13 protein-coding genes and 1 pseudogene are annotated in these 13,283 nt (G+C 60.7%); 5 read left to right on the forward strand and 9 right to left on the reverse strand.

Annotated features, from left to right (window positions below; genetic code table 11):
- Positions 1–94 precede the first annotated feature (94 nt).
- The 3 genes and pseudogenes from LKR43_RS02640 to LKR43_RS02650 form a co-directional block, all read right to left on the reverse strand.
- Complete coding sequence (locus LKR43_RS02640) at positions 95–787, reverse strand: DUF262 domain-containing protein (RefSeq protein ID WP_227682305.1); 693 nt, start codon at positions 785–787, stop codon at positions 95–97.
- 71 nt (positions 788–858) lie between these two features.
- A pseudogene (locus LKR43_RS16270) lies at positions 859–2,266 on the reverse strand (DNA-processing protein DprA).
- 610 nt (positions 2,267–2,876) lie between these two features.
- On the reverse strand, positions 2,877–3,179 hold the full coding sequence (locus LKR43_RS02650) for a putative quinol monooxygenase (protein WP_227682306.1): 303 nt from the start codon (positions 3,177–3,179) through the stop codon (positions 2,877–2,879).
- A gap of 62 nt (positions 3,180–3,241) precedes the next feature.
- Between LKR43_RS02650 and LKR43_RS02655 the strand changes: the two genes are divergently transcribed.
- The gene (locus LKR43_RS02655) at positions 3,242–4,255 is read left to right on the forward strand and encodes a GlxA family transcriptional regulator (protein ID WP_227682307.1); all 1,014 of its coding nucleotides are present in this window, start codon (positions 3,242–3,244) and stop codon (positions 4,253–4,255) included.
- Positions 4,256–4,321: 66 nt separating this feature from the next.
- Positions 4,322–4,507 (forward strand): hypothetical protein, encoded by a 186-nt coding sequence (locus LKR43_RS02660; protein WP_037031229.1) that lies wholly within the window; start codon positions 4,322–4,324, stop codon positions 4,505–4,507.
- Positions 4,508–4,961: 454 nt separating this feature from the next.
- Here LKR43_RS02660 and LKR43_RS02665 read toward each other — a convergent pair whose 3' ends face one another.
- Complete coding sequence (locus LKR43_RS02665) at positions 4,962–5,174, reverse strand: AlpA family transcriptional regulator (protein ID WP_159558349.1); 213 nt, start codon at positions 5,172–5,174, stop codon at positions 4,962–4,964.
- A gap of 83 nt (positions 5,175–5,257) precedes the next feature.
- Positions 5,258–6,382: a Fic family protein gene (locus LKR43_RS02670; protein WP_227682308.1), complete on the reverse strand. Its 1,125-nt coding sequence runs from the start codon at positions 6,380–6,382 to the stop codon at positions 5,258–5,260.
- 538 nt (positions 6,383–6,920) lie between these two features.
- Between LKR43_RS02670 and LKR43_RS02675 the strand changes: the two genes are divergently transcribed.
- From LKR43_RS02675 to LKR43_RS02685, 3 genes are all read left to right on the forward strand, one after another.
- Entirely contained in the window at positions 6,921–7,199 is a 279-nt protein-coding gene (locus LKR43_RS02675; RefSeq protein ID WP_227682309.1) for a DUF1778 domain-containing protein, read from the forward strand.
- Positions 7,196–7,726 (forward strand): GNAT family N-acetyltransferase, encoded by a 531-nt coding sequence (locus tag LKR43_RS02680; RefSeq protein WP_227682310.1) that lies wholly within the window; start codon positions 7,196–7,198, stop codon positions 7,724–7,726. Before LKR43_RS02675 ends, LKR43_RS02680 begins: the two co-directional genes overlap by 4 nt.
- An 89-nt stretch (positions 7,727–7,815) precedes the next feature.
- A complete protein-coding gene (locus LKR43_RS02685; protein WP_227682311.1) occupies positions 7,816–10,362 on the forward strand; it encodes a glucose/quinate/shikimate family membrane-bound PQQ-dependent dehydrogenase in 2,547 nt (848 codons plus the stop codon).
- Between the two features lie 21 nt (positions 10,363–10,383).
- Here the strand turns inward: LKR43_RS02685 and LKR43_RS02690 are convergent, their stop codons facing one another.
- The 4 genes from LKR43_RS02690 to ompA form a co-directional block, all read right to left on the reverse strand.
- Positions 10,384–10,914, reverse strand: a complete 531-nt coding sequence (locus LKR43_RS02690) for a hypothetical protein (RefSeq protein ID WP_227682312.1) — start codon at positions 10,912–10,914, stop codon at positions 10,384–10,386.
- A gap of 75 nt (positions 10,915–10,989) precedes the next feature.
- Complete coding sequence (gph, locus tag LKR43_RS02695) at positions 10,990–11,661, reverse strand: phosphoglycolate phosphatase (protein ID WP_227682313.1); 672 nt, start codon at positions 11,659–11,661, stop codon at positions 10,990–10,992.
- A 3-nt stretch (positions 11,662–11,664) separates the two neighbouring features.
- The gene (gene ubiG / locus LKR43_RS02700; RefSeq protein WP_227682314.1) at positions 11,665–12,393 is read right to left on the reverse strand and encodes a bifunctional 2-polyprenyl-6-hydroxyphenol methylase/3-demethylubiquinol 3-O-methyltransferase UbiG; all 729 of its coding nucleotides are present in this window, start codon (positions 12,391–12,393) and stop codon (positions 11,665–11,667) included.
- 81 nt (positions 12,394–12,474) lie between these two features.
- Positions 12,475–13,059, reverse strand: a complete 585-nt coding sequence (gene ompA, locus LKR43_RS02705; RefSeq protein WP_227682315.1) for an outer membrane protein OmpA — start codon at positions 13,057–13,059, stop codon at positions 12,475–12,477.
- Positions 13,060–13,283 lie beyond the last annotated feature (224 nt).

Here is a 13,283-nt window from a genome sequence, read left to right on the forward strand (position 1 = left end):
ACGCGCACGTGCTCCCTGCCTGGCAGGCGCTTCAAATAGCTGCGCAGGCTCGCCTCTGAGCGGCCCAGCACCACATCGAACACCTTGTGGTGCTTCAAGTCCACCAGCGTGGTGGCGTAGGCGCGAGGTCGAGCCCCCGGTTATTGAGCACGGAGAAGATGCGATACGCGGCTTCAAGATCGGGCGTGGAGATGACAACCAGCGAGCAGTCGTTGGCGAGGAACTGCCACAGCGCGATCAGGTCGGCGGGCGGTAGCGCCTTGGCTTTGCCCAGCAGCAGTGTGGCGTTTTCGCGGTAGCGGAGACGGCTGTCTTCCAGCTTGTCGGTGCTGGCAACCAACTGCGCGATGCCGCCAGGCTCCTGAATGTTGGTGCGGAAGAAGTCGGCATCTTCCTCGCGGGCGGTCAGGCGGTATTCGTTTTTCTCGCCGAGGCTGACCTTGCCCTTTTTGTAGAGGAAATCGGTGATGTCGTCGGCGGCGTGCGGCATGGCCTCGCGCAGTACCGCGAAGAGCATCGTCAGCGTGGACAGTCGCTGTTGGCCATCGACCACCGACGATTTCGGCTCCCTGTCGTTCTTGATCAGAACGATGCTGCCGAGGAAGTATTGGCTGGTCGCGCCGGAGACACGGGCGTCCTGCATGGCCGAGATCAGATCGTCGAACAACTCACCCGCCTGCTCGGTCGTCCAGGCGTAGGGGCGCTGGTAGTCCGGAATCTCAAACTGGTAGCTGCCTTCGAAGATCTCCCGGATCAGCTTGTCGTGGGCTTCAAGTGTCTTGGCCATTGTTACGCTTCCGCTCTCTCTTCATCGATGCCGTCGCACTGCGGCTTGATTTCTTGGTTGATCTTCATCGGTCACTCGAACAGCCGCTTTTGTTTGACGACGTAGCCCGCAGGCTTCTTCTGCTTTTCTAGTACGCCTTCGTCGACCAGACGCTGCAACCATGCCTTGGCCTGCGCGTTGGAAACGTCCAGCGCGGCTGCCACTTCGGCGTCCTTCATCGGCGCACTCAAGAGTTGCTGAATCGCTGCGCGCACTGCAGCGAAGAGCACTTCGGCAGGGGTCGATTCGGGCTGCGGAGATTCCTTGGCCTCGTCTATCGGCGCCACGGCCTCTGGTTTGACTGGCGGAGGTTCTTCCAATGCCGTAGCGGGTGGCTGCGCATCGGTAACAATGTCGGCCGGTGCTGGTGGCTCACTCTCGACCCGAGGCAATGGCGCGGCGTCGGGTGGCACGGGCGCCGTTGGCTTGGCATCAGCCGACGTTGGGTCTTCGTTTGAAAACAGCGCAAAACCAACCTGTGGGGATGCCGTCGGCGTTGGCATCGCCACGTTGAACACATCCTCGAACGAATCCACGTCTTGCGGGTTAGGCCAGGGAAGTGCGCCTTTCTTTCGTAAACCATCCAATCCGGCGGAAGACTCGCCCGTCGATCGAATGAAGACCGGGACAAACTTGAGTTTGTCGAGCTGCTCGATAGCACCCGCCCAAGTGCCGCCCTTGTTGAGATCGGAGCTGACCACCAGTGAGGTGTCTGCTAATGCATAAATCAACTTGTTCCGCTGCATGGCGTTGCCCACATTGAACCCGGCACTCGGGTCGTAGGGCGAAATCAGGACCAGCTGCCCATCCAGCAGCAGATTGCGGTGCTCGCGGTTCATGGTGGTCTTTTCCAGACTGTCCGCCAGCACGCCACAAACTTTCCCCCCCCTCCAGCGCGCCACGCATGGCGGCCTGATCGATGCCCTTGGCGCCACCGGAGACAAGCGTTCTACCTGCCCGAGCAGCGAGCCGGCCAACTGCCATGGTGTAGTCAATGAGGGCGTCGTCCACATGGCGCGATCCAACGACGGCCAGCCCGCCGGTTTCGAGCAAAGCCATGTCGCCACAGCCGTAGAGCACCGCCGGCGCGTCTTCGCGCAGGTGGGCCTTCAGACGGCGGGGGTACTCTGCATCGGCACGGCTAACTACCCAAATGGCGCGCGCCTGCCAGCGCTCGATCACTTGACTCAGCAGGAATCCGCGCCCCAACAATTTCTGAAGGCGGCCCTCGTCAATCACCTGTTGGCACGCACGCAGGATCTCAGCTGCGTCCGGCGAGAGGAGATCCGCAGGCTGACGCTGGATCTCGCGCAAATGGCGCGCAAGACGTTTGTATTCACCAGGCGAGAGAAGATCCGATGACGCAGTGCCTCGTCCGGCAATGAGCGGCGCAGTCAGCAGCAGGATCGCCTGGGTGTTGGGAGAGAGGACTGGCATCATTCGTCGTGCCCCGTTTGTGAAAGGGCCATAGGCCAAACCGCGCCACTACCGCTTTTGCGCAGCAGCCATGCAGACACCATCAGCGTCCAGCGCGAGTCGACCATGTCATCAACCAGGAGGACTGGGCCGGGAGGAATGGGCTGGCCGTTGAGTGCGAGCGAACCATCAATGTTGCGCGCCTGTTGTGTTCCACCCCACCCAGACCCCGCAGGAGTTCGAATCTTTCCGCATGAACCCGCAGGAACCCTCACTAGCCCGCACGGCCCGATGCTAGGACGTTGATTTTCAACAAATCGCTCGATCGATCCGCGCTTGCGGACTGCGGACTTCCAATGGGCCAGAAATCTGGCTCGTCCAGACGGCTCTCGGTACCGACGTTGCAAACAGTCGGTACTTCTCGATAACTACCCGACGAATCGGAACATCTCAGCTCGCCCTAATGTTGCCCCTGCTTGCTGACGCAGCTTGGAAATTCTGGCTGCAATATCGCCCCCCCCCCAATCGCTGTGGAAGGTAGCTCCCTGGGCAAGTGCAATTGAAGGGGGATCGCTGCGTAGGGCCGTGTGACCCCCATCCTGCAGCGTGACCTGATTGGGTCAAGGCCGGGTTGTCATGCAGGCAGTTTGGCTGCAAGCAGTTCGACCTTCTCGATATTGGGCGGAGAACTGAGCAAGGTCGCGGCGTTGGCCATCAAGGCCGCGGCGATCTGGCCGTTCAGATGTGCTTGGCGACCTGCCTCATCGCCAAAGGCATCGAACACACCAAACGTCGAAGGGCCAAACTTCAATGCGAACCAGGCAGTGGTGCCGGACTCGGCGTTGGCGAGCGGCAGTGCGCTGGCCAGGAAGTCGGCAAGCGCAGCCTCCTGGCCGGCTTTGGCTTCGAGGCGAACAAACAGGGCGAGCTTGGTCATACTGTAATCCTTTGGGAAATGGGTTAGGTGAAGGGATCGACGAGCCTGCAGTCTAAATCTTCATGACAGCCATCTCTATAGGCAATAATGACAACTTTGATATCATTGTTGCCATGAAACTCCACATCCTTGTTTGTGATGGCGTATTTGATCTGGGGCTTGCGGCGCTCACTGACACAGTGGGCTTGGCCAATGCGATGTCGGGCTCGCTGCCACAGGCTCCCGCGCACATAGAGCTCACGCTGGTGGGTGTGCGGCGTCGCATCCGAACTGCGCAAGGCTTGACGGTCCCCGTGGTCACTGCGCGTGGTGTGCCGGAACCAGACGTCGTGCTCGTGCCCGCGTTTGGTGACAAGATGCCTGACACGCTCTCGGCTCGGCTCACACGCCCCGACGTGCCCGATGCGGTCGCCATGCTACAGCAGCGGTCCACCGCTGGCGCGCACCTTGGTGCCGCCTGCTCCGGTAGTTTCTTGCTTGCAGAGAGTGGCCTGCTTGATGGGCATCGTGCGACGACGTCATGGTGGCTGGGGCCGATGTTTCGGCAGCGCTATCCGAACGTCACGCTGGACGAGTCACGCATGATCGTGAACTCGACACGCTTCACTACCGCGGGTGCCGCTTTAGCCCACGTCGACTTGGCCTTGCGCATCATCCGGGGGCGCAGTCCAGCGCTGGCGGCCCTAGTGGCACGCTATCTGCTGGTCGAGGCACGCAGTTCGCAAGCCGAGTTCGTGATTCCCGACCACCTTGCACATGCCGACCCGATGGTGGAGCGCTTCGAGTGCTGGGCCAGACGTCAGCTCGCGAAGGGGTTCTCGCTGGCCGAGGCGGCCAGCGCCGTGGGCACAAGCGAGCGCACCTTGGCGCGGCGGCTGCAAAGCGTTTTGGGCAAGACGCCGCTGTCGTATTTCCAGGACCTGCGCGTGGAGCATGCCGTGCATCTCTTGCGCACCGGAAACGCGAGCGTCGACCAAGTCGCCGCACAAGTCGGGTACTCGGATGGGGTGACCCTGCGGGCCCTGTTGCGCCGCAAGCTGGGCCGGGGTGTCAGGGAGTTGCGACGCGGTGGATGACCAGAAGCGTTTGGTGTATGTACGGCTGGAGACCGCCGGGAAACTGACGCAGGCCAAACGGCGCATTTGGACCTGACAAAACTACTGCCCGCCACGGCGCGCAAGCTCCAGTTTGACCCCGGACAAAGTTTTGCTGGCAATGTCGTGGTTGAGCAAATCAATACCTTGATTGAGCAACGCTGTGCACTGACGATTCGGCGGCTCACCGACCCCGCCGCCGACAATGACGCAGCCGCCGAGCCCACCGTTTGAACTACCGTGCGGACACGGGTTGGATTCGGGTTTGGGAATTGAACCGACATCCCATCGCAGACGAGTTTGATGCCCGTTTCCGGCGACCAGCATGGCTGAGAAACCTGCTTGCAGGTCTACAATCGGGCAGGCTTTACGATCGAGTTCGCAATGGTTCGCAGCAGCCCGCAGCACTTCTATTGCGTACTTTCAATAGTCGTTTGGTGCCGGGTGCTGCCCCACCCAGCCCCCGCAGGAGTTCGAATCTTTCCGCACGAACCCGCAGGAACCCTCACCAGCCCGCACGGCCTGATGCCAGGCCGTTGATTTTCAACAAAACGGTCAGTTGGTCCGCGCTTGCGGACTGCGGACTTTCCGTTGGCCGGATATCTGGCTCGCCCAGATGGCCGGCGGTGCCGCCGACGTTGCAAATCGTCGGTACTTGTCGATATCTACCGACGAATCGGAACATTTCTCAGCTGACACTGACCTGGGCCACCACGGTCTTGGTCGAGGTCGCCAGGCACGACTCCTCGTAGGCCTCAATGTCGGCCTGCCGGTAGAGCACGCGCCCGCAGAGCTTCAGAAACTTGGGGCCGATCCCCGCGCTGCGCCAGCGTTCCAGGGTGGCCTCGCTGATACACCAGCGCGCGGCCAGTTGTTTTTGATTGAGATGAACGACTTCCATCTTGGTCTCCTTCCGAATGAATTGGCAGGAGTCCATGAAGGCGCTGTTCCGGTCGCGAGCCAAGCCAATTCCAGGAAGCGCCGCTACTCCGGCAGGTCGTTCAGCTCATAGCTGGTGCTGCGCCCGCCCGCATCCGATTTGCGCAGCACGCCCCGCGTCAGCAGATCGTTGATGTCGCGCAGTGCCGTGTCCGGCGAGCATTTGGCGATGGCCGCCCACTTGCTGCTGGTGAGCTTGCCCTCGAAACCATCGAGCAGCTTGTTCAGCAATTTCACCTGCCGCTCGTTCAACGGGGTCGTCGCCCAGCGCTGCCAGAACCGCGCTTTCGTCAGGACAGCGTCCAGCGTGTGCTGGGCCTGGTCGACGGCGCGATGAAGCGTGTCGAGGAACCACGCAAGCCACTCGGTGACATCCATCGACCGCTTCTGCGTCCTCTCCAGGATGTCGTAGTAAGCCTTGCGTTCGCGCTGGATCTGCGCCGACAAACTGTAGAAGCGTTGCGGGCTGCCATCGGCACGCGCCAGCAGCAGATCGCCAATGGCCCGGGCGATACGGCCATTGCCATCATCGAATGGGTGCAGAGTGACGAACCACAGATGGCCAAGGCCTGCCTTGAGCAGTGGCGGTTCGTTTGATGTGCCATTCAGCCAGTCGAGGAAGCGGCTGGTTTCGGTCTCGAGGCGATCGGCCGGCGGTGCTTCGAAATGCACCCGCTGGCGGCCGATGGGTCCGGACACCACCTGCATCGGGCCGGTGGCATCGTCGCGCCAGCCGCCGACGTTGATCTTGGAGAGCCCAGAATAGCCGGTAGGAAACAGTGCGGCATGCCAGCCGAACAGACGCTCACGCGACACCAGTGCCTGGCAGTTGGCGGTGGCATCGAGCACCATCTCGACCACGCCTTCGACATGCCGATCGACCGGAGCGAGCGCGCCGATGTCAACGCCCAACCTGCGGGCGATGGACGAGCGCACGGATTCAACGTTGAGCTGCTCGCCTTCGATCTCGCTGGTCTTGACCACGTCCTCGGTGAGCGCCGCGAGACTCGCTTGGTCACGCAAGGCCATGCCGATGTCAGCCAGACGCCCCATCAAGAGCCCTTGGGCACGACTGACCTCAGCCATGGGCTCGGCCAGCGCCGCCAGGTCGAAGCGCCAGTTTGGCCAGTCACTGGCCTGCCAGATGTATTTGTAATCGCCGCTATTCATGCGGAGATTATGGACTGCAATCTCCGCACGCGCAAGCCAATCGCCGCATATTGTGCGGTGAATGTGATCACCATTCGCCGCATGACGGATCACCTTGCCCCAGGAAAGGGTGTAAATGGGTGTGTTATTGGCTGTGGCAACGGACGCGGGTTCAGTTCCCGTTTCGGGAATTGAACTGGCCACGGAAAGCAGACGAGGTTGAGGCCGTATTCCGACTACCAATCAGTCCGAAAAACCTGCTTGATCGTCCACTGCCGACGGGCGTACCGGCAGGCTTTTCGCTCCGGTTCGCACTGGTTCGCAGCAACCCGCAGCGTTTCGATTCCGTACTTTCAATAGTCGTTTGATGCAGGGTTCCACCCCACCACCAAGACACCTAGGTTAAAACCTCTTGAAACCCGCATATTTAAACGATATGCGGGTTTTTTCTTGGGCTCTTCCGGCTCTTCCCCTGGATGGCTGAGGGCAGAGCTCGCTTGTCAGGACACTGTCCGGACAACTACAATAAGGACATTCAAGATCAGCCCGGAGGGGCACCATGAGCACCCTGAATCCTTCCAAGACCGAACGCATTGACGTTCGCGCCAGCGCGCCAGTCAAGCAACTGTTGCAGGAAGCCGCGCGCGCCTGCCACAAAAACGTCAGCGAGTTCCTGCTTGACGCGGGCGTGACGGCAGCCGCGCAGACGCTGGCAGATCGTCGTCAGTTCGTTCTGGATGACACACAGTGGCAGGCCTTCCATGAAGCGCTGGACCGCCCCGTGCAAAGCAAGCCGCGTCTGAAGAAGTTGCTGCGTGAACCTGGGGTGCTGGGTTGAGCAATGACTACTCACCCGTTCGCAAGCTCGCTGCAACGGATCAGGTCGATGCGTTCGACTGCGGGCAGGCCGCGCTGAACCAGTTCCTGCAGCGCTACGCGCTCGTCAACCAGAAGGCCAACAGCGCGCAAAACTACGTCTGCTGCCAGGGTGACGTGGTGGTCGGTTTTTACAGCCTCGCCGTCGGCAGTGTTGATCCGCAGGCCGCGCCGTCAAGAGTGATGAAGGGGCTGGCGCGTCACCCCGTACCCGTCATGATCCTGGCCCGGCTCGCGGTGGACAAGGAGCATCAGCGCAAGGGACTGGGCCAGGCCTTGCTCAAGGATGCGCTGCTGCGCACCGCTCAGGCTGCCGACATCGCCGGCATTCGCTGCCTGCTGGTCCACGCCAAGGACGATGCGGCGCGGCAGTGGTACGAGTCGTGGGAGTTCGAGCCCAGCCCGACCGATCCGTACCATCTGTTCCTGATGATCAAGGATCTCAGGGGCATGTTGAACCAAGGGGCGTCTTCACCACTTGGCCGATGACCTCGACCGGTCGCTACCGGGTATTCAACTTGCTTCCCTAATCCGATGACGATCGGTTCGTTAAACGGATTTATACCTGGGGAGAAGCTATGCGAAGCACACAACGTAATACCGCCTTGTTGGTGGCGGCGTGGCTGAATGCCTTGTTCGGCGTCGTTTTGACGGTTGGCGGCCTGTGGCTGATCGCAGCAGGGGGGTCCTGGTACTACGCGCTAGCCGGTGTCGCCTTGCTGTTTACGGCCGTGCTGCTGTTTCGGCGAGAGGTCTTTGCGCTATGGCTCTATGCCTTGCTCGTGTTCGGAACCGTGCTCTGGGCGTTATGGGAAGTGGGGCTGGACTGGTGGCCGCTGGCGGCGCGCGGCGATGTGTTGTTTCTTTTGGGGCTGTTCATGCTGACGCCCTGGGTTACGCGGCCCTTGCGTCGAAGGGCGCGTACCGCCTCGAGCACGGGAGCTCCCCGATGGATCGGTATGCCGCTAATGCTGTCCTTGCTTGTGTTTTTGGGGGTGGGCGTAGCATCGTGGTTTGTCGACCCGCATCGTATCGAGGGAGAGCTGCCTGCCGCGCGTGCACAGCTGGCCGGCGACGCGCAGCAGGTGCCGCCGGGAGAATGGCACGCATATGGCCGCGGCAATCATGGCCAACGGTATTCGCCGCTAGCACAGATCACGCCGCAGAATGTGTCGAGGCTGGAGGTGGCCTGGCACTACGAAACGGGCGACATGCGCGGTCGCGCAGGCGATCCGGTTGAAACCACCTTCGAGGTTACGCCCCTGAAGATAGGCGAACGCTTGTATCTATGCACGCCTCATCAGTCCGTCGTCGCGCTGGATGCGACGACCGGAGAGGAAATATGGCGCTACGATCCGCAGATACGGGACGAACTGGCCTTGCAGCATCTGACCTGCAGGGGCTTGTCGTATTACGATCCGGCCAAGGTGGCGCCCTTGGGTGAAGGCCATACGGATCCGGGTCAAGGTTCCGCCGACGCCGCGGTCCCTGAAAGCCGTGCGGCTGATGTGGCGGGTGCCGACCGCGAGCGCACTGCAGCGGCGGCTTTGTTGCAAGCGCTGAAGCTGCCGGTCGCCGCCCAGGATAAGACTACGATCGATCAGTGCACGGCCAAGCTGTTCATGCCGACGGCTGACGGACGCATTATTGCGCTTGATCCGGATGATGGCGCGGTGTGCACCAACTTTGGGGGTGGCTCGGGCCAGATCAACCTGTGGGCGAATATGCCGTTCGCCCGGCCTGGCGGTTATTACTCCACATCGCCTGTGGTGGTCACGCAGTCCCTGATTATCGTTGGCGGCACGGTGCTGGACAATGTGTCTACCGAAGAGCCGTCAGGCGTCATTCGTGCTTACGACGTCAATACCGGTGAGCTGGTCTGGAACTGGGATCCGGGCAACCCCGATAGTACGGAACCTTTGGAGCCGGGCCAGACTTATACGCCTTCCGTGCCCAACAGCTGGTCGATTTCCAGTGTGGATGAATCCTTGGGCATGGTCTATGTGCCGATGGGCAACCAGCCGCCAGACCAATGGGGCGGAGAACGTAACGCAGCGGCGGCTCCTTACGGATCCGCCGTGGTTGCGCTGGATCTGAAAACAGGACAGGTGCGCTGGCATTTCCAGACCGTTCACCATGATTTGTGGGACTATGATGTGCCGGCTCAGCCCAGCCTGATCGATCTGACGATAGGCGAGCAGACCATACCCGCATTGGTGCAGCCGACCAAGCAGGGCGAATTATTCGTGCTCGATCGCCGCAATGGCGAACCGATTCTGCCGGTGACGGAGCAGCCGTATCCGCAAGGGGCGGCGCAAGGGGATCGTACGGCACCCACGCAACCGGTGTCGGCGCTGTCGTTCGATCCCGCGCCGCTGACGGGCGCCTCGATGTGGGGTGCCACCCTGTTCGACCAGTTGGCCTGCAGGATAGCGTTCCACCAGTTGCGCTATGAAGGGCGCTACACGCCGCCCAGCACCGAGGGGACGCTGGTGTACCCGGGCAACTTTGGTGTCTTCAATTGGGGTGGCATCGCAGTGGATCCGGAGCGCCAGATCGCCTTCGTCACACCTACGCAGCTGGCATTCGTTTCCAGGCTGATCCCGCGCGAGGATGACACGACATTGTATGTGCAGGGCGGTGAAAGGCCGCAAGACAGCCTTCCGGCCCTGAACGAGAATTTCGGCGCGCCGTTTGCCGTGCAGCTCAGTGCGTTTACGTCTGTGCTGGGGCTGCCTTGCCAGGCGCCGCCCTGGGGTTATGTGGCGGGCGCCGATTTGACCACAGGGAAGGTTGCATGGATGCACAAGAACGGCACGGTTCGCGATAGCTCGCCGGTTCCACTGCCATTCAGGATGGGTGTGCCGAATCTGGGCGGTCCCATCGTGACGGCAGGCGGCGTGGCTTTTCTGTCGAGCACGCTGGACTATTATCTTCGCGCTTACGATGTCACCACCGGCGACGAATTATGGAAGGGCCGCCTGCCGGCGGGAGGCCAGGCTACCCCCATGACCTATACGGGCTCGGATGGCCGGCAGTATGTCGTGGCTGTGGCGGGCGGGCATGGCTCCTTGGGTACCAAGGCAGGCGATGATGTGATCGCTTATGTGCTGCCGGAAGAATGAGGGCGGGAACCCTGGGCCTTGCTAAAGGCTGCGGACAACTTCCGGGCCCAGCCGGTTCAGGACGTCGATGGCTGCATCGGATTGCCTGGTGCTGCGCGGATGAACCAGCAATGACCATTGACCGGCCTGGTTCGCATCGTGAACGCGCTGGATGACGATCTGGTGGTCCGGGCGTGCCGTTACCAGACCACCCAGCAACATTCCCGCGATGGTCGCCAGGAAAATGAAGGCAATCGCACTGGAGCGCGGAGAGGAAACGATGGTGGGCATGCCGCTGGCATAGGCCAGCCCCCACGCGATCAGGCCAACCAATGCGCCGGCCAGGCCCAGGCTTGAGTGCGCGCGTAATGCGGTGCGGGCAATACCGGAGATTTCAGGCTCCAGCTTTTTGGCGTAGCCTTGATCGTGGGGCTTGATCAGGCGCAGCTGGCCCGCTTGTATGCCGGTTTCCGCATGCAGCGCCGCGGCCGCCGTTGCGGCGGCGGATTCCGTGTCGAAGATGGCTGCGATTTTGGTGGTGGCCCGTTCTCCGAATAGTAGTTTGCGTAGCATGGCGACTCCTTTTCATAAGGCGTTGCCAGCAGCCAAGCAAATAGCGTGCCCGGAGTCGGGCGCTTGTTTATGCCTTCAGGCGTTATCGGCCCATTGCTGGATCGCAGGCCAGAGTTCCTGTGCCGACTGTGCAATGCCATCGGCTTGCCAGGCTTGCAGGGCAGCGGTTTCTTGTCCGCAATAGCCATAGGCTGCTATCAACGTTGCCATGCCGGCAGCCTTGCCGGCGATGATGTCGCGTTCGTCGTCACCGACATAGATGCATTGGGCGGGCTCGAAGCCGGCCTTTTCAGCTGCATACAGCAACGGGGCAGGGTGAGGCTTGGTGTGTTCGGTGGTATCGCCGCCCACGGTGACGACACAGTTTGTGTACAGGCCAAGGTGTACGACCAGGGGAATAGCCAGGTATTCCATTTTGTTGGTGACAATGCCCCAGGCGTAATCGTTTTGCCTGAGCGTGGACAAGAGTTCCTGAATACCCGGAAAGAGGGTGGTCAGGGTGGTCATGTCCTGTTCGTAGTCTTCAAGGAACTGCTGGCGACAGGTTTCGTAATCGGGATGATCGGGGGCCATGTTCAGGGCGGCCTTGAGCAGGCCGCGCGCGCCTTGCGAGGCGTATGGCCGCAGGGCATCGTAGTGCAGCGGCGGCAGCCCGCGCCTTGCGCGTTGCCTGTTGGCGGCGGCCGCCAGGTCTGGCGCGGTGTCGGCCAGCGTACCATCGAAATCAAACAAAACCAGTTTCTGCATGAATTACCCTTCGAGGCGTGTGGCCATCAGATAGTTGACCGAAGTGTCGGTACTGAGCTTGTAGTGGTCGGTTACGGGGTTGTATTCCATGCCCGACAACTGGCTTACGGTTAGCCCGGCCTGCCTTGCCGCTGCGGCCAGTTCGCTGGGCTTGATGAAGTTCTCGTAGCTGTGGGTACCTTTGGGCAGCATGCGCAGCAGGTACTCGGCCCCCACGATGGCAAACAGGAACGACTTGGGATTGCGATTCAATGTTGAAAAGAAGACGTGTCCGCCAGGCTTGACCAGGCTGGCGCACGCCCGCACCACTGAGCCGGGATCAGGTACGTGCTCGAGCATTTCCATGCAGGTGACGATGTCGAATTGGGCTGGTCTTTGTGCGGCCATATCTTCAGCGCTGATGGCCTGGTAGTCGACGGCTACGCCAGATTCCAGACCATGCAGCTTGGCCACAGTTAGCGACTGCTGGGCAAGGTCTATGCCTGTGACCTGCGCGCCGGCCTGGGCCATGCTCTCGGCAAGGATGCCGCCACCGCAGCCGACGTCGAGTACGGATTTACCGGCCAGCGAGCCTGCCTGCCGGATGATCCAGTTAAGACGCAGTGGATTGATGGCATGAAGAGGCTTGAATTCGCTTTCAGGATCCCACCATCGCGAGGCCAGGGCGGCAAACTTGTCGATCTCGGCCTGGTCTACGTTCTGGGTGGGGTTGGTGCTGGCAGTCGTACTCATGGGCGATCCGGAAGAAATAAGGGCCCCGCAATGCGGAGCCCTTATTGTAGCGTTTTAACGCTGCAGATTTACGCAGGTGAATTACTTGCGTGTACCTACGATTTCGATTTCTACGCGACGGTTTTGTGCGCGGCCTTCGCGAGTGCTGTTGGATGCAACAGGGCTCGTTTCGCCTTTGCCTTCGACGTAGATACGGTCGGCGGGAACACCCTTGCTGACCAGATAGCTTTTAACCGAGTTGGCGCGACGCTGCGACAGACCCTGGTTGTACTGTTCAGTACCGATGGAGTCGGTGTGACCGGTAGCGATCAGGGTTTCAAGGTTGATCGTGCCAACTTGCGAGGCAACTTGATCAAGCACTTGACGACCTTCGGGCTTGATCGTGGACTTGTCGAAGTCGAAGAATGTGTCGGCATTGAGCACAACTTTAGTGGCGGTAGGGGCCACTACAGGAGCTTCGGCTTGAGCAACAGGTACGCCGTCGCAGCCGGGGATGCCGGTAGCGGGTGTCCAGAAGTTGTCGCGCCAGCACAATTCATTGGTGCCGTTCATCCAAACGTCGCCAAATGGGTTTTGCCAATTATCGACAGTTTGCGCAGATACTGCGCCAGCAGCCGTAGTGGCGGCAATGGCGAGTGCTAGTGCGATTTTGGAGGGTTTGTTCATATTTCTCCTCGTTGAGCTTAATGCTGGTAAGTGACCGCAGCGAACCCCCGCCGCATATCAGGAAAACGGAGCCAGTATAGCAATGCCATGACCAGTCAAAGTATTGCGCTGGGTTTGATGCGTGTTAGGGCGAATCTTACGGCATTTCTGGGATGTTCGTTAAGCCTGAGAGGTCCATATCGACCAGATATACGGATTTCTACTCTATCTCCTGCATTATTGTT

It is taken from the genome of Pusillimonas sp. MFBS29 (assembly GCF_020687695.1).
Classification (GTDB): domain Bacteria; phylum Pseudomonadota; class Gammaproteobacteria; order Burkholderiales; family Burkholderiaceae_B; genus Pusillimonas_C.